The following is a 16,799-nucleotide window of genomic DNA, read 5'->3' on the forward strand; positions in this document are numbered from 1 at the left end:
TGAGAATGGGTAAAGTGACTTCTAGAAGATTGATTTTATTCATTACAAAAATCATCGTTATCCTAGTCGGCTTTCCAGACAAATGTTCCAGGATTCCCCCAAGCTGCCGAATTCCCAGTCACATCAAAGTCCGTACAAAGCGCGCTTCAATGTCCGGTATTTATCTTGGGGGTTGGCGATCGCCGTTGTTGGTGTCGTTGCTGGTGGTATTGTTAGCTTTCGTTGGTTCAGTGAAAAACTGTTACTCGATCTACAGGACAATCTCTTGGGAGTGGCTGAACTCCAGGCGACCCAAATTGATCAATGGTTATTAGAACGCAAAGGTGATGCCCGGGTGCTTGCCTCAAGGCCCACGACTATTGATGCCCTCAAAGCCTTTGCGACGAATGATCCAAATTCTGCCATTGTGCAGCAGCAACAGGCGAATTTAACCCAATTGGCCCTCGATGTGCAAACCAGTTACGATTACCGCCGCATCGTTTTTTTTAACCGCCAGGGACAAACTGTTTGGCAAACGGGGGTGCAAAATCCCTTACCCCAGGAAATTAATACAGTTTTTAAGGAGGCAGATCACCAAACCAGTCTTGGGGGAGAAGTGCGCTTGATCGACTTAAATCTCTTAAAAGTCAATAACCAAGACTTCCCTGTTTTTGGTGTTTTAGCCTACATCTATGATGAGCAAAATAATTTTATTGGGGCGGCATATTTAGAAAAAGATCCCCAGAATTTTTTATATAGTCTATTAGACCGAGCGGCCAATGCTAGTACCACCGCTGAAACTTTGTTGGTGCGTCGTGAAGGCAATAATATTCGTTACCTCAATCCCCTACGGTTTGCCAATGAGCCGCCGCTACAGTTGGGACGTTCCCTGGATCAAGATTCTCTCCTCGCAACCCAAGCAATTCTGCAGTCTCGGCGTTTGGTGCGGGGTACTGATTACCGGGATATCCTCGTTGTGGGGGCTTCCTTTGAAACGACCCAAGCCCCTTGGATTGTGATTTATAAGGTTAACCTTCGGGAAGCCAACGCTCCCATTCGTCAGTTGGCGATCGCCATTAGTGGTCTATCGGGCTTACTCATTGGGGTTGTCTTTTGGGTGGGCTACCAAATGCTGCGGTTACATCGCTTTAAGCTAGAGGCGATCGCCAGGGAAGCAGAAATCGAAAAAGCACAGATCCGTGCCGCCAGTGCCTCCCGTTATTTAACGGCCATTGAAACTGCCATTGATGGTTATGCCGTTTTAGATGATCGGGGCTATTTTCTCGAAGTTAACGTGGCCCTGGGTGAAATGACAGGCTATGACTGCGATGAATTGCTGCAACGCTCAATTTTTGATCTGCTCATTACCGACGACCTCGATCCCGCACAACTGCTCACAGAATGGGGCGATCGCCGCAGACTTAAACTCTATCAACAGTGGCGACACAAAAAAGGTCAGATCCGAGAAATGCAACTGAGTTTGACCACTGACCTCAGCGAAGATCAAAGCCGATTTTTTATCTTTGTCCAAGACATCACCCAGCAAAGACAAGCCAATGCCGCCCTCGGCGAAAGTGAACAACGTCTCTACCGGGCGATTCAAGACGCACCCTTTCCCATTCTGCTCTACGCCAGTGATGGTGAAATTTTGCAGCTCAATCGTACTTGGACGGCATTAACCGGCTATGACATCACGGAAATTCCTACGATCGCAGCCTGGGCAGCAAAAGCCTACGGTGAAGCATATCTGACGGCCCTACAGGGGATCGAGAAAGTTTATGAGATCCAAAATTCCACCCATGACGGTGAATACGCCATCCTGATCAAAGACGGTGACCAACGCATTTGGGATTTTAGTAGTGCTCCCCTTGGTACCTTGCCCGATGGGCGTAAATTGCAAATCACCATGGCGATGGATGTTACGGACCGCAAGGCCAATGAAGTCGCCCTCCAAGCCGCCAAAAAACAAGCCGAAGAAGCAAACCGGGCAAAAAGTCTGTTTCTTGCCAATATGAGCCACGAGCTACGCACACCTTTAAATGGCATTTTGGGTTACACGCAAATTTTGATGTTTGATGAATCCTTGAGTACAGAGCAAAAAAGCAGCCTCAAAATCATTGAACAATGCGGCCATCATCTCTTGAGTTTGATTGCTGATGTGCTTGACTTTTCTAAAATTGAAGCCCAACGCCTAGAGCTAATTCCAACGGCGGTGCAATTCCATTACTTTATTCTGGATATTATCCAAACCTGTCAGATCAAGGCCACAGAAAAACAACTCCTCCTCAATTACGATATTGATCCAGATATTCCCGATTATTTACTGGTCGATGATCAACGTCTCCGGCAAGTGTTACTGAATCTATTGGGCAATGCGATTAAATTTACCCACCAGGGAAGCGTTGTTTTAGACGTTCAATTAAGCCAGCCCCCGCAGACTCCCCCCAAATCTCCTAAGCATCATTGGCACAGAGTACACTTCGCGGTTCGGGATACAGGCTGCGGCATTGACCCCGAAAACCATCAGAAAATTTTCTTACCCTTCGAGCAGATAGGCGATCGCCGCAGTCGGCCCCACGGTACAGGTTTAGGATTAGCGATCAGCCAAAAATTAGTGGCGATGATGGGGGGCGAACTCCAGTTAACGAGTTCTCCGAACAAAGGGAGTTGTTTTTCCTTTGACCTGGAGCTATCGGAGGTGCTTGTTAGTCCTCCCCTCGTTGCTGATGATCAAGTGACCCGTGATCACCTACAAATTATTGGTTATGTGGGCCGCAGGCAGACCATTCTGATTGTGGATAGCCGTTGGGTTAATCGTTCTGTGATTAAACACTTCTTGATGCCTTTGGGTTTTAAGATTCTCGAAGCCGAAAACGGAAAAGATGGTTTGATAGTGGCAGAAGCCCATCCAGTAGATCTCATCATTTCAGAGATGGTGATGCCCCGGATGGACGGTCAAGCCATGGCCCACCAGATTCGTCAACTCGAAAAATTTAGGACAATCCCTATCTTCGCCATGTCCGGGGATGTTTTGGATCATGGTTGGCATAATATAAATTCGGATTTTGATGCTTTTTTAGAAAAACCACTGGATTTTTCAAATTTATTGGAGATGCTTCAGACCCATCTTCATCTCACTTGGGTTTATGAAGGCGATCGCTAAATTGATTTTGATGGTTTGCGTCAGTCCCAGCAACTTACACACAATTATTGAGGTAATTTTTTATGGCTCGCACTGAATCCACCATGCTTCCCCTGGGTGCTCCGGCCCCTGATTTTGCCCTACCGGATGTCACCACCGGAAAAACCGTTAGCCTTGGAGATTTCCGGGGGAAAGCGGGTTTGCTCGTGATTTTTATGTGTCGCCACTGTCCGTTTGTGATCCATGTCCAGGATGAGTTGGCCCGGTTGGGAGTAGATTTCGTCCCCCAGGAGCTAGGCATTGTCGCCATTAGTGCCAATGATGCAGAGAATTATCCGGATGATGGCCCAGAAAAGCTCAAGGAAATGGCGGCAGCACTCCAATTAAATTTTCCGATTCTCTATGATGAGTCCCAGGCGATCGCCAAAAGTTATCAAGCGGCCTGTACCCCTGATTTTTTCCTTTTCGATCAGGACTTAAAGCTGGTTTATCGGGGCCAATTGGACGACGCCCGCCCCGGTAATGACAAGCCCGTAACGGGAGCCGATCTTCGCCAGGCGATCGCCGCCGTTTTGGCAAAAGAAACCCCTGATCCGAACCAAAAGCCCAGCCTTGGTTGCAATATCAAATGGAAACCAGGCAATGCCCCCAGTTATTTTGGCTAAACCACAGGGGACGACTTGACCGTCAGCCATAGCAAAATGACGAGGGCCAGGACAAGCAGTTTTACTAAAATGTACAGGGTGCCATCTGGAAATAAATAGGTGCTTAACATAAAGCCTCCTTGGGACTTCACTCAGGGATCTCTCGCTCAAATAGGGAGTCTGTGGATTCTGTGGTGTCCCTCTATCTTTATTGTCCTGCGCCCTTAGTCCTCTGTAGGCCCATGCTGATATTTAGTTGGGAATATTCACAAAGCTTAAGGTGAATTGCTCAGTTTTGTGAGCGTTTGTTAGCGACGCCGGGAACGCTTCGTTTTCGTTTTTGTTTTGCTGGTCTGGTTCGTTTTCGGTGGGCTGGGTTCTTCAAAGACCGGCACCGTAAAGGAAAATTGACTCCCCTGATTTTTACCCTCGGATTCTGCCCAGATCGCTCCCCCCCAGGCGGTGACAATCTGGCGACAAATCGCTAATCCTAAGCCAGTGCCGCCAGCGCTCCGTCGCAATGCCCCTTCTTCTTGGTAAAAACGATCAAAGACTGTTTCGAGGCGTTTGGGTTCGATGCCCCGACCATTGTCGATAATGCTCACGGTGAGTTTATGGGGATCTTCGGCGGTGATGGCGATCGCCACTTGACCCTGCTTGGCATCGCTAAATTTACAGGCATTGTCCAGCAACTTGGCGATCACTTCTACGAGCCATTCCCCGTCAGCTTGGACGAGGGGCAAATCTGGCGAAACCTGATTGATCAGTTGGGGTAGGGGTTGGCCGCCACTTTGATAACGTTTGGCCCGCACGTGGCTCATGGCCAGTTCCACACATTCATAGAGCATCAGGGGTTCAATATTCCACTCCACCCGACCACTTTCGAGTTGGGATAGGGTCAGAAAATCCTGGACGAGGGTGCGCAGACGTTCTGCATCCTGGAGGGCGGTATCTAGCATCACCTGGCGCAATTCCTCCGGCATATCCGGCTCATTGGCAAGGCTTTCTAGGCAGACTTGAATCGTTGATAAAGGTGTCCGGAGTTCGTGGCCTGTGATCGCCACAAGGTTAGAACGGGTACGGTCGAGGGCTGCTAATTGTTCGTTGAGTTCTTCGAGGTTGTTGTAGGCTTCGGCCTGAATTAGGGCCACACCGACTTGGATGGCGATCGCCCCCACGAGGGCAATATCTTCCTGTCGCCAATGGATCGCCTCTGGGTGGCAGTGATGGAGCTCGATCATGCCGATTAGTCGCCCTTGGTAGAGTACCGGCACCAGTAGCCAGGAGACAATGGAACAGGTTTGGGTGAGGGTTTCTAGCTGGTCTTTGATAAAGTCTGGATCTTGCTCGGTATTATCAATGCCGAGGGCTTCCCCCAGGGAGACCACTTTTTGAAAGAGGGGATTATCCTTCAGGGGCCAATTGCGACCTTTTACAGAAATTTGATCCCCGTGGAGAAATTCATGCTGGATCTGGGCTTGTTCGTCCGACTCTTTGCAACGGTAAATAATGCAGCGACAGACGCCGAGACCTTCTCCTAATTTTTCGACGGCCAATTGCAAGATGTCTTCGGTGTCGAGCGATCGCCGAATGGCCGCTGTGACCGTATTAATTAAACGCTCCTTTTGTTCTTTGTTTGCCAGGGAGCGGTTGGCCTTAAGGATTTTGTATTGACCCGCCTGGAGATAGTTCACCAAGCGCTGCACAAAGGGATCGGCGGTGGAATTAGGCTGATGTTCCGTTAGATCTTGGTGACCATTCTGGAGGTAGGTTTCCTTGGCCGTTTGAATTTTTTCCTGGAGCTCCGGGCGATATTGGGCAATGCGATCGAGGAGGATTTCCGCTGCTTTTTCGGTAATGTTGCGGTCTTCGGTCCAAATGCCTTCAAAACGACGGGCATTATCGGCGAAGTGATCTCCCTTTTCAGAATTGTTGTGTTTTTCTCGGCAAAGGAGACAACTGGCAAAATTTTCTCCAATCACCACGAGGTGCCACTCTTCGCTTAGGGCATCATCTGGCGTAAAGGCAATGCGCTCGTAGGTATCAGAAGCGTTTTCAAATTCTGTTTCTGGGGCCGCGAGGACGTAAACCTGTTGGGATTTATCGGCAATGCGACGATAACGGGTTGCTTCCTGGCGGTAGTATCTTTCTTGCTGGAAGCTGGCGATCACCAAGGGGGAATCTTGACCTGCAAGGATTTGATCTTCCATCGCGTGGGAGAGTGCCGTTAGGGAAGATTTGAAATAGAGTTGCGATCGCCCATGGGGAACGGCTTCAAATAATTGTTTGACAACCGAGGTTTGAATACTCATTAAGAAATGCTTTTTCCCGAAAGGAATAGTCGCCTTCTACGAACGATGGACCAGAGGAATTCCCTAGATTATCCTTGATCACCCAATATTGATCAATTTTTCTAGGGGATTTGGCAACTGAATGAATGGTGACGAGGCGATCGCCATTACGCAGAGCCCAAGGCACGAATCAGGTCAGGGATCGGCTGAGGCTCACGGTCACTGTCCGTAATCGCTTCAATAATTTGTCGGTTTGCCTGGGGATGATCAAGGGCGGCCACACATAATTCTGCCACCTGCTGCCGGGGAATTCGTCCTTCAAACAGGGTATCGGCTTGGGCGAGTACCAGGGGCGCTGCGGCTTCGGCATTCAAGCCACCGGGACGGACAATCGTGTAATTGAGGGAACTGTTGATGAGGTAAGCCTCGGTTTGTTTTTTCCAGAACAGCACCAGACCAAATAGATTCAACGGATGGAAAAATTTAGATACACAAAGGGACGTGACGAGGACAAATTGCTTAACTCCCTGGGCTACGGCAGCATCGATCAGCGATTTGGTGCCGACATAATCCACTTGAAAAAATGCGGCAGGGTTCAAACTGGGTCGAGCCGCAGCGGCACAAATGATGTGGTCACAGTCGGCGATCGCCCCTGGGAGGGATTTTTTATCGAGGAGATCACCAACGACTAATTCTGCGTCCGAGGGCAAAATTTCTTTGCCTTTGTTGAGATCTCGCACCATGGCCCGCACCGGGATATTTTGAGCAATTAGGGTTTCGACAACGCGCCGTCCCGTTTCCCCCGTCGCCCCGACCACTAAAACTTTCATCCTCATTAACCTCCTAAAATCGCTGGCGGAAATTTGCCTTCGATTTATAATTATTACCCTGAATTCCTCGGTCTTGGGGTGCAACTTTACAGAAAAGCGGGCATGATTTTAGGTACAACAAGTTTATTTCTTGTCTTTTGCTGCTATGAACCCTGCGGAATCGTCTCGTCTATTCACGGCCTTTGGTGACGGTAACCCCGAAACGCCACCGATGCATTTTGAGACCCACTATCGAGGGATCATGCAAATGTACGCGCCCCTGGAGGAAGTCGCGGCGTACCTAGATCGCCATGGCGGTTGGTTCCACCGTTGTGCAAAACCGATGCAGGTAGAACCCCTCACCGAGAATGGCTATATTCTGACGGTGGGCAAGTTTGGCAATTTTGGCTATGAAGTAGAACCAAAACTAGCGGTGGTTTTTGATCCCCCCGTTGAAAATGCCTACAGAATGTACAATGTGCCCCTCCCTGAGGCCCAATCCCAGGGCTATGCCATTGATTATGATGCGCTGATGTGCCTCGATCATCTCCCCTGGGAACAGGTACTTGCCAACGATGCCCAGGCACGAAAACTACTCGGCGATCGCCCGATGCCGCCGGTGATTACCCAGGTGAATTGGGAGCTGCATTTACAGGTGCTGGTTCAGTTTCCCCGGTTTATCTACAAGTTGCCCCAGGGTCTATTGAAAACCACAGGTGATCGCCTCCTCGCGACCATTGTTTCCCAGGTTTCACCGCGCCTCACCACAAAAGTTCAGCAAGACTTCCACGACTGTTTTAATCTCCCCTTACCCCTCAAGAGTGGCCGGGGTTGTACCGTCATTTGTCCCCCCGAAGACAATCCAGAAACCCACAAAAAAGAGGACAGTACCCCTGTCCCCCCCGAAAATTTTGCCTGGACGCTACCTACAGACGGCCAATAATTTTCGTCACAATATCCATACCACTCACTGCCTGCCAACCAAACAGAGCCACCAGCAACGTATTCAAGCCAATGTGGGTTACCCGCGCCAAGTCGTTGCCCCGTTGCATAAAAGGCACTAAAGAGGCTGAGATGGCAATTAAACCGGTCATCCCTAAACCGACAAGGAGGTGGGGGCCAACGAATAATTTCCCGTTGTTGATGTAGGTGACGGCCATCCCACCAATGGTGCCCAAAACCATAAATGCCAGCAGGGCCGAACCCACCTGGTGGTGCTTGAAGTTAAATTGTTTTTTTACCAATTCTTTGCGGACTTCTTTATCGGCACTCCGGATGCGGCGGATCTGAATACCGAGGTACATCGCATAAATACAAAGCCCAAACAAGACCCACATCATAATGGGGTGACCAAACTGGGACCAGACTTTGACGGACTCTGGAATTTCAAAACTCATGGGTGTTTTCTCCTTCGTTCAGGATGCTGAAATCTTTATAAAACTTAACCGATTCCCCTGGTAAATGGAAATTATCAACTAGAATCTGGGACGGCTTGGGACAGGATCGATCCGGGATACTTCTACAATAGAAATTAACCTTTATTGTATGTTTCGCGATGACAGCCCCCGTGGACCGCGCCCAGTTATTTCAGGCAATTCGCGCCCAAAATGTGGATCGAGTGGCCGTCTTGCTCACCCAGGGGGTACCAGTCAATATCTTGGATGGCGATCGCACGAGTCCTTTGATGTATGCCTGCCAAGTTGGGGCTTTGGATCTCGTTAAACTCTGCCTCACCCACGGCGCAGATTTAGAATTACGAGGAAAATATGGCCTCACGGCGCTGATGGTGGCGGCGGCGGCAGGACAAACGGCAGTCCTACATTTTTTGATTGGGGCCGGCGCTAATCCCAATGCCACCAATGAAGATGGCAGTACCGCGCTGATGGTGGCGGCCTATCGGGGGGCGATCGCCACCGTAGAAATTTTGTTGAAGGCCGGGGCAAAGATTAACCACGAAGATTTTGATGGGGATACGGCGCTGAATTTAGCGATTCAAGGGCAACACCCGGTGGTGGTGCAGATACTCCTGACCCAGCGGGCTAACCCTTACCAAGGCTTAGGGGCGATGACAGTGGCCGTGTCGGAGCGGGCGATCGCCTGTTTAGAAGTCCTACTCAAGGCCGGGTTAAATGTGAATCTCCCCAGTAGTGACGGGAAGACCCCCCTCATGCACGCAGTTATTGCGGGTTACGATGAGGTCGTTGACATGCTGTTGGCTGCTGGGGCGGTGGTCAATGCCACAGATCTCGATGGGGATACGGCCGTTATTTTTGCCGTCGAACAGGGGAATTTGCCCCTCACACAACGTTTGGTTCAGGCCGGGGCAACCCTGACTCAGCCGGATATTTTGCCTCTCGCGGGGGCTGCTGGCAATCTCGCCTTGGTGCAATATTTGCTTAAGCATCAATTAAATCCCAATAGCACCGATGCAGCAGGCGACACAGCCCTCCATTTAGCAACCCTCGAAGGCCACTACGATATTGTCGAATATTTACTCCGCCAAAATGCTGCGGTGAACCTAGCCAACCATCAAGGTGATACCCCCCTCCTGGTTGCTGCCTACCAGGGGCAAAGGGCGATCGCCCAACTTCTCCTCGACCAAGGTGCAGACCTCCACTACCAAAATGAAGGAGAAAACGCGCTCCTGATCGCTTTTAATCAAGGCAAGCTGGAACTCCTCGAACTTTTCCTCGCTAGAGGGGCAAATCCTGACGAACGTCTCCCCAGCGGCAAAACCCTCCTCATGGAAGCGGGCGATCGCGGTTATCAAGCAGTGATTGAAGTGCTGTTAAAGGGGGGGGCCGATGCCAATGCCACAGATCAACATCAAGCCACAGCCTTAATGTGGGCTGCCCACCGGGATCACCATGCCATTGTTCAGTTGCTCCTCGAACGGTGTCCAGATTTAGATCTCAATGCCCAAAATAAACGGGGCGACACAGCCCTTAAAATTGCCCAGTTTAACCAATGTAAGACCGTTGTGAAGCTCTTAAAGGCTGCTGGGGCGGGATGATGGCGATGGGGGAGAGTCTGCCGCCAAGCTAGAGCTATTTAAAAACTTTTCAATTTCTAAGGATTCGACCACGTGGGGATTTTTCACCGGTGCCGTGGGGGGGTGGGCGTGGCGTACATCTGTAATCCACCAGTCCAGGGCTGCCTTTTGCAGATCAATGGTTGCCCCCGTTTTATCAACACAGTAGCGCCCAAAGACCAATTTATCCTTGAGGCGTACCCCTGAGCCCAAGCGAGAATATTCAAAAATTACACTACTTTCGACGGTCGCGCCTGCACAAATCCAACAACTGGGGCCAATCATGGTCGGGCCAATAATTTTTGCCCCATCTTCAATGCGGGTCATGCCGCCAATGTAGACAGGGCCTTGGATATCGACTTTATCCCAGTTGACGGCCACATTCAGGCCTGTATAAACCCCTGGTTTGACTTCGATGCCGGGAATGGGCACATTTTTGATCTTGCCCTGGAGCACGCTTTGAATCGCTTGCCAATAGTCAGGGACTTTACCAATATCCACCCACTCAAAGTCCATATCTAGGGCGTAAAAAGGTGCATTGGCCGCCACAAGCTTCGGAAACAGTTGACCACCAATGTCGAATTCGCAGTTGGGGGGAATAAAATCGATTACCTCTGGCTCAAAAATATAGATCCCGGTATTGATTTTCGTGCTGAGAGCTTCGGTAACGCTGGGCTTTTCTTGAAAACTGAGAATCCGGTCTTCGTCATCTGTGACCACCACGCCATAGCTAGAGACCGCTTCTTTGGGGACAGATTTCGTGATTACGGTGGCGATCGCCCCCTTTTCGCGATGCCATCGCACCGCTGCTGTGAGGTCTAGATCAATCAGAGCATCACCACAAAGCACCACAAACGTATCGTCAAAAAACGGATGAAAATCTTGGATCTTCCGCAACCCCCCGGCGGAACCGAGGGCTGCCCCTTGTAATTCTCCATCTTGGATACTGCCTTCAAAGGAATAGGCCAGATGTACCCCGTAGCGTTGACCATCCTTAAAGTAGCCTTCAATTTCGTGGGCGAGGTGGCTCACATTCACCATAATCTGATCAAAGCCATGTTGGGCGAGCAGATCCAGCAAAAATTCCATCACGGGTTTTTGCAGAATTGGGATGAGGGGCTTGGGGATGGTGTAGGTAATCGGACGAACCCTGGTTCCTTTACCCGCTGCCAGAATCATGGCTTTCATGAATGGTATTGTCCTCGAACAATGACTGTTTTCAGGCTAAATGGCGCAAAGCCTCGGAAGATTGGTCTTTATTTTACCGAAAGGTGTTCCTTTCCCTAAATGCCCGCATTTCCCAAAAGATTCAGTTTAGGATGGAGTGACAGTTGTTTCCTGTCTACAGCAATGGCGATTAAACGCAACCAAGGCCATGGTCTCCCGCCTAAACGTGATCCGGCTTTGGGTAGAGATGCCCTCACCACGAGTCAAGCCCTGCCCGAAGACCAGGAACAATCGGCCAATGAGGATCGCATTCGTCCCCAACGTCTGGGAGATTACCTAGGTCAAAGGGATCTGAAGGAAGTGCTAGGTATTGCGATCGCCGCTGCCAAAGCCCGCCGCGAACCCCTCGATCACATGTTGCTGTATGGCCCCCCTGGGTTAGGGAAGACAACCATGTCCTTGATTTTAGCCGCAGAAATGGGGGTGAATTGTAAAATTACCGCTGCCCCGGCCCTGGAACGCCCCCGTGATATCAGTGGCCTCTTGGTGGGCCTAGAGGCTGGCGATATTTTATTTATCGATGAAATTCACCGTCTCAATCGCATGGCCGAAGAATTGCTCTATCCAGCGATGGAAGATGGCCGCTTAGATGTCACCATTGGCAAAGGAGTCAGTGCCAGAACCCGTAGTATTCCCCTGAAGCCTTTTACTTTGATTGGCGCAACGACGAAAGTGGGGGCATTAACGTCTCCCCTGCGCGATCGCTTTGGCTTGATTCAACGGTTACGTTTTTATGAGGTCGATGAATTGATTGCCATCGTCCATCGCAGTGCCTTGATCCTTGAGCAACCCATTACCCCAGAGGGCGCTTTAGAGATTGCCCGTCGAGCACGGGGGACGCCCCGTATTGCCAACCGTCTGTTACGGCGAATCCGGGATTATGCCCAAGTCAAAGGCTATGGAGAAATTTCCCAAACGGTGGCAGCAACGGCTTTGGATCTGTACAACGTTGATGCTTTGGGATTGGACTGGACAGATCGTCTAATCCTAGAAACAATGCTCAATCATTTTGGGGGTGGCCCGGTGGGTTTAGAGGCGATCGCCGCGGCTACTGGCGAGGACAGTAAGACCATTGAAGAAGTTTACGAGCCTTATTTACTCCAAATTGGTTTTTTAAACCGCACGCCCCGGGGACGGGTAGTGAGCGCAAAAGCGAGACAGCATCTCGGTTTAATCCCGGTGGAACAAAGCACCCAACTCGACCTTTTACCCTAGTTTTAACGAGTCTTGCGGGTGGCGGCCTCAAAATTTCTTTCTGGAGAAATCCTTCTAAAATAGGGAAAACACTTGAAATTTGGACGATCAACGCAACTTTATTATGGATTTTTCCCCGGCAACCTCAGCATTAATACTGCTTATTTTCGCGGCTTTGGGTACGGTTTTGTGGGGCTATCGGCGATCGCAAAAAGCGGGACGCTTAGGGTTATTGGCCTGGGGACAATCCCTCGCGATTACGGTTCCCTGGTTGGTGCTATTGAGTTGCATTCTTTTAGGGGTGAGCCTGGATCTCATTGGTGTGGTGCTGATTTTGGTGGCTTCGGCGGGAGCCTATATTTATCTGGGTAATCTACGCCGAGAAGCAGGCCAGGGGGAGATGATTCGCAAACAGGCCCTAGAACGCCTCCAAACTGAGACTCAAGCCACGGAATCCTCGACACAAGCCCCAGCAGATCCGGCGACCGAACCCGAAATTCAACCCATTAATCCAGAGGATCTCCAAACTATTAAAGGTATTTTTGGCATTGACACATTTTTTGCCACAGAAGCAATTCCCTACCAAGAAGGGGCCATTTTCAAGGGAAATTTGCGAGGGGAACCCGAAGAAGCCCACCAAAAGCTGACGGAAAAATTAGGCGATCGCCTGGGGGATAAATACCGCCTTTTCTTGGTCGAAGATCCAGAAGGAAAACCGGTGATCGTGATCTTACCGAGCAGTAATGATCCAAAAACCACGAGTCTCGCCCAGAAAAATGTCGCTTTAGTCTTATTTGTTGCCACCCTGGCGACGACCCTAGAAGCGATTGGCGTCCTCAAAGGCTTTGATTTCTTCAGTGATTGGCAGTGTTATACCGACGTCCTGCCCCTCAGCCTGGGGATGTGGCTCATCTTGGGGGTTCACGAACTAGGCCACTGGGTCACGAGCCGAAAATATAATGTCAAACTCAGCATTCCCTTTTTCCTCCCCAACTGGCAGATTGCTTCTTTCGGGGCGATTACCCGCTTTGAATCCCTGCTCCCGAACCGGACAGCACTCTTTGACATCGCCTTTGCTGGCCCAGCGGCGGGCGGGCTGATTTCCCTGCTTCTCCTCCTGGGTGGTTTTGGGCTTTCTAACCCGGACAGTCTATTTAAAGTTCCGAGTCAATTTTTCCAGGGTTCAGTGTTGGTGGGTACCCTGGCGCGCATTTTCCTGGGCGATGGGTTGCAACAAGCGATTGTGGCGATTCATCCCTTGACGATTTTGGGCTGGTTGGGCCTTGTGATCACGGCGTTAAACTTACTCCCCGCAGGTTGTTTAGACGGAGGCCGCATTGTCCAGGCTATTTATGGTCGCAAAACAGCTCGTCGTACCACTATCGCTACCCTCGTGGTATTGGGGCTAGTGGCTTTGTTTAACCCAGCGAATCCCATTCCCCTCTACTGGGCCTTAATTATTATTTTTTTACAACGGGAAGCAGAACGCCCCAGCCTCAATGAACTATTAGAACCTAATGATACCCGGGCGATCCTGGGATTGGTCGCTTTATTTTTGATGCTGGTGACTTTAATTCCCTTGAGTCCCAGCTTGGCGGGACAATTGGGGATCGGCGCCTAATCTCTTGGGGAAAATTCAAGCTTAAATGGACAACATTTTTTCAGCAAAGGATAGCAACAGCAATGACAGCGCGTAATTTTTCCTGGGATGGTGACTGGTTTTCACCGCAGGCCAGTCAAGATCAAACTTTAATCGAGCAATTGGGTTTCGTGCCTGGTCTGAGAGAGCTGCTATTTATTCGCCAAGCCCACGCCCTGGAACATGGAACGGTCTGGGTGCTTACGGAATTGGCAGAACGCTATCCAACAGCTTGGCGTCACCACTATGCGGAATTAAGTGGGATGTCCACGGGGCAAGGTTTTTATTTATTTGGTGGCGTGGATAAAACTGATCTCTACCGGGCAGTCAGTACAGCAGGCGATCGCCTCCGGTCTGGGGAATGGAATTTAGCCGTCCATCCCCGCTGCGGCACCAATATTTCTGTCACCCTATTGCTGACTGCTGGCTTAGCAGGTGGAGCCGCTTGGTTGCTCCCCAAAGATCCCTTCTCTCAACTTCTAGGTATGGGAACTGCTGCCGCTACAGCTTGGGCGATCGCCCCCGATCTCGGTAAATATGCCCAACAGCACATCACCACCGCGATTCCCTTCAATCTCACCCTCGAAGAAATCCAAGAAAACACGGACGAGAGTGGAAATCCAAGCCATTTTGTCCGATTACGGTGGCAGGACGCGCAATAAAACTTAAACACTTCAAGTGCCTGAAAACCCCTATCCGATAGTAGGCTGTTATCTAAGTCTAACTACACTCTTTAGTAATCGCTTTAAAGGAACATAAGCATGGCTATCGAACGCGGATCCAAAGTTAAAATCCTCCGGAAAGAATCCTACTGGTACGGCGATGTCGGTACAGTAGCAAGCATTGATAAAAGCGGTATTATCTATCCCGTCATTGTTCGCTTTAACAAAGTCAACTACAACGGCTTTAGCGGTAGTGCTGGTGGTCTAAACACCAACAACTTCGCTGAGCATGAACTCGAAGTCGTCGGCTAAGTCTCTCTGTCCCTCTTTTTAAAAACCCATTTTTGATATTAAACACACAACCAACATCGTCTCTTTGCGAGGCGATGTTTTTATATGCCCCTTCAAATTCCTAGAGGACAATGGGAAAATAGCCACCACAAAGATTAAATTAAACCACTACAACAAAGGATTAACCCCGTGACTGTTCGCGTTCGTATTGCCCCAAGTCCCACCGGAAATCTCCACATCGGGACAGCTAGAACTGCTGTCTTTAATTGGCTTTTTGCCCATCACCATGGCGGTACCTTTGTCCTCCGGGTTGAAGATACCGATTTGGAACGGTCTAAGTCCGAATACACCGAAAACATTAAAACGGGTCTCCAATGGCTCGGTTTGCACTGGGATGAAGGCCCTTTTTTCCAAACCCAACGGCTGGATCAATACAAAGCAGCAATCCAAACCCTTTTAGATCAAGGTCTTGCCTATCGTTGTTACTGTACCCCCGCAGAACTTGAGGCGATGCGGGAACAACAAAAAGCGAATAATCAAGCGCCCCGCTATGACAATCGTCACCGCAACTTAACGGAGGCGCAGCGAGCTGAATTTGAAGCCCAAGGTCGTAAACCCGTGATTCGCTTCAAAATTGACGATGCCCAGCAAATCGTTTGGCAAGATCTGATTCGAGGCACCATGACTTGGAAAGGTAGTGATCTCGGTGGTGACATGGTGATTGCCCGCACCCCTGAAGGGAATGAGTCTTTTGGTCAGCCTCTCTATAATCTTGCGGTGGTGGTTGATGATATTGATATGCAAATCTCCCACGTGATTCGGGGGGAAGACCACATCGCTAATACCGCTAAACAAATTCTTTTATATGAAGCCCTCGGCGCGGCAGTACCTCAGTTTGCCCACACGCCCTTAATTCTCAATCAAGAGGGACGTAAATTGTCGAAACGGGATGGGGTGACATCTATTGATGATTTTCGCCAAATGGGATTCCTCCCCCAGGCGATCGCCAACTATATGAGTCTTTTGGGCTGGACGCCGACCGACTCAACCCAAGAAATTTTTACCCTCGAAGAAGCCGCAAAGGAATTTTCCCTAGAGCGGGTCAATAAAGCTGGCGCAAAATTTGACTGGGATAAGCTTGATTGGATTAACGCCCAGTACCTCCACCAAATGCCGATCCCTGCCCTGACTGATCTGCTTATCCCTTATTTACAAGCAGCAGGTTACGGAGATTATCTAGGCGATCGCCCCTGGTTAGAGTCCCTCGTCACCCTCGTTGCGCCCAGCCTCACCCGCTTGGCCGATGTTACCCAAGAAACCCGACTCCTTTTTGGTGACAGCATCACCTTAGACGAAAAAGCCACGGCCCAACTCCAAACCGAAGGCGTTAAAGCGATTCTCCAGGAAGTCCTCCAAAACATCCAAGCCAGTACTAATTTCACCTCCGATGAAGCAAAAGCACTCATTAACCAAGTCACCAAAGCCCATGGCGTCAAAAAAGGCGTCGTCATGAAATCCATGCGTGCCGGACTGATGGGCGAACTCCAAGGCCCCGATCTCATGCAATCCTGGGTACTCCTCCACCAAAAAGGTTGGGATATCGAAAGACTCAATCAGGCGATCGCCTCGATCTAACCCGCCATTGTGGGGATTTGGTTTTCAAATCCAAGAAGACCTCTGGTACTCATCAGTGAAATGAGGAAGGAGGTTTTTTAATATCCTCACCTAATCGAGAGTGATAGAAGAACGTAGGGATGTGGTTGTCAAATCCAGATTGATGGACTTAAGAACTTAAAATTCTAAATTTTTCCAGCCGTCAAAACCCTTGCTCTGAGGGCATTCCAGGGATTTTTCATTCGAATACCGAAAAAAGATTAGAAAAAGGTGTTG

14 protein-coding genes are annotated in these 16,799 nt (G+C 49.9%); 9 read left to right on the top strand and 5 right to left on the bottom strand.

The window, feature by feature from the left end; translation table 11 throughout:
- The first annotated feature begins 82 nt into the window (after positions 1–82).
- Positions 83–3,142 carry a PAS domain S-box protein gene (locus tag AWQ22_RS07105; RefSeq protein ID WP_065710617.1) on the top strand — a complete coding sequence of 1,020 codons (3,060 nt, stop codon included), beginning with the start codon at positions 83–85 and terminating at the stop codon, positions 3,140–3,142.
- 62 nt (positions 3,143–3,204) lie between these two features.
- Positions 3,205–3,786: a thioredoxin family protein gene (locus AWQ22_RS07110; protein WP_065710618.1), complete on the top strand. Its 582-nt coding sequence runs from the start codon at positions 3,205–3,207 to the stop codon at positions 3,784–3,786.
- Between the two features lie 287 nt (positions 3,787–4,073).
- Here the strand turns inward: AWQ22_RS07110 and AWQ22_RS07115 are convergent, their stop codons facing one another.
- The 3 genes from AWQ22_RS07115 to AWQ22_RS07120 are packed head-to-tail and all read right to left on the bottom strand — an operon-like array spanning position 4,074 to position 6,886.
- On the bottom strand, positions 4,074–6,077 hold the full coding sequence (locus tag AWQ22_RS07115; RefSeq protein ID WP_065710619.1) for a DICT sensory domain-containing protein: 2,004 nt from the start codon (positions 6,075–6,077) through the stop codon (positions 4,074–4,076).
- Positions 6,040–6,243: a hypothetical protein gene (locus tag AWQ22_RS17095; protein ID WP_158227946.1), complete on the bottom strand. Its 204-nt coding sequence runs from the start codon at positions 6,241–6,243 to the stop codon at positions 6,040–6,042. The genes AWQ22_RS07115 and AWQ22_RS17095 overlap by 38 nt, the downstream gene beginning before the upstream one ends.
- Entirely contained in the window at positions 6,224–6,886 is a 663-nt protein-coding gene (locus AWQ22_RS07120; protein WP_065710620.1) for an SDR family oxidoreductase, read from the bottom strand. Before AWQ22_RS07120 ends, AWQ22_RS17095 begins: the two co-directional genes overlap by 20 nt.
- Positions 6,887–7,031: 145 nt before the next feature.
- Between AWQ22_RS07120 and AWQ22_RS07125 the strand changes: the two genes are divergently transcribed.
- Positions 7,032–7,808 (top strand): DUF1997 domain-containing protein, encoded by a 777-nt coding sequence (locus AWQ22_RS07125; RefSeq protein WP_232321528.1) that lies wholly within the window; start codon positions 7,032–7,034, stop codon positions 7,806–7,808.
- Here AWQ22_RS07125 and AWQ22_RS07130 read toward each other — a convergent pair.
- Positions 7,792–8,262, bottom strand: a complete 471-nt coding sequence (locus AWQ22_RS07130) for a DUF4079 domain-containing protein (RefSeq protein WP_012307006.1) — start codon at positions 8,260–8,262, stop codon at positions 7,792–7,794. The genes AWQ22_RS07125 and AWQ22_RS07130 overlap by 17 nt on opposite strands.
- 158 nt (positions 8,263–8,420) lie before the next feature.
- Here AWQ22_RS07130 and AWQ22_RS07135 point away from each other — a divergent pair, with 158 nt between their 5' ends.
- Positions 8,421–9,878, top strand: a complete 1,458-nt coding sequence (locus AWQ22_RS07135) for an ankyrin repeat domain-containing protein (RefSeq protein WP_065710622.1) — start codon at positions 8,421–8,423, stop codon at positions 9,876–9,878.
- On the opposite strand, the gene AWQ22_RS07140 is transcribed toward AWQ22_RS07135, so the two are convergent.
- Positions 9,855–11,084, bottom strand: a complete 1,230-nt coding sequence (locus AWQ22_RS07140; RefSeq protein ID WP_065710623.1) for a sugar phosphate nucleotidyltransferase — start codon at positions 11,082–11,084, stop codon at positions 9,855–9,857. The genes AWQ22_RS07135 and AWQ22_RS07140 overlap by 24 nt on opposite strands.
- A 162-nt stretch (positions 11,085–11,246) precedes the next feature.
- Between AWQ22_RS07140 and ruvB the strand changes: the two genes are divergently transcribed.
- The 5 genes from ruvB to gltX all read left to right on the top strand — a co-directional run bounded on the left by ruvB (position 11,247) and on the right by gltX (position 16,544).
- Complete coding sequence (gene ruvB, locus AWQ22_RS07145; protein ID WP_065710624.1) at positions 11,247–12,338, top strand: Holliday junction branch migration DNA helicase RuvB; 1,092 nt, start codon at positions 11,247–11,249, stop codon at positions 12,336–12,338.
- 103 nt (positions 12,339–12,441) lie between these two features.
- Entirely contained in the window at positions 12,442–13,938 is a 1,497-nt protein-coding gene (locus tag AWQ22_RS07150; protein ID WP_065710625.1) for a site-2 protease family protein, read from the top strand.
- Between the two features lie 62 nt (positions 13,939–14,000).
- Entirely contained in the window at positions 14,001–14,618 is a 618-nt protein-coding gene (locus AWQ22_RS07155) for a DUF6391 domain-containing protein (RefSeq protein ID WP_065710626.1), read from the top strand.
- A 99-nt stretch (positions 14,619–14,717) separates the two neighbouring features.
- The gene (locus AWQ22_RS07160) at positions 14,718–14,930 is read left to right on the top strand and encodes a photosystem I reaction center subunit IV (protein WP_012307012.1); all 213 of its coding nucleotides are present in this window, start codon (positions 14,718–14,720) and stop codon (positions 14,928–14,930) included.
- A gap of 168 nt (positions 14,931–15,098) precedes the next feature.
- Entirely contained in the window at positions 15,099–16,544 is a 1,446-nt protein-coding gene (gene gltX / locus AWQ22_RS07165) for a glutamate--tRNA ligase (RefSeq protein WP_065710627.1), read from the top strand.
- Positions 16,545–16,799 lie beyond the last annotated feature (255 nt).

Source organism: Picosynechococcus sp. PCC 7117 (genome assembly GCF_001693275.1).
Lineage (GTDB): Bacteria > Cyanobacteriota > Cyanobacteriia > Cyanobacteriales > MRBY01 > MRBY01.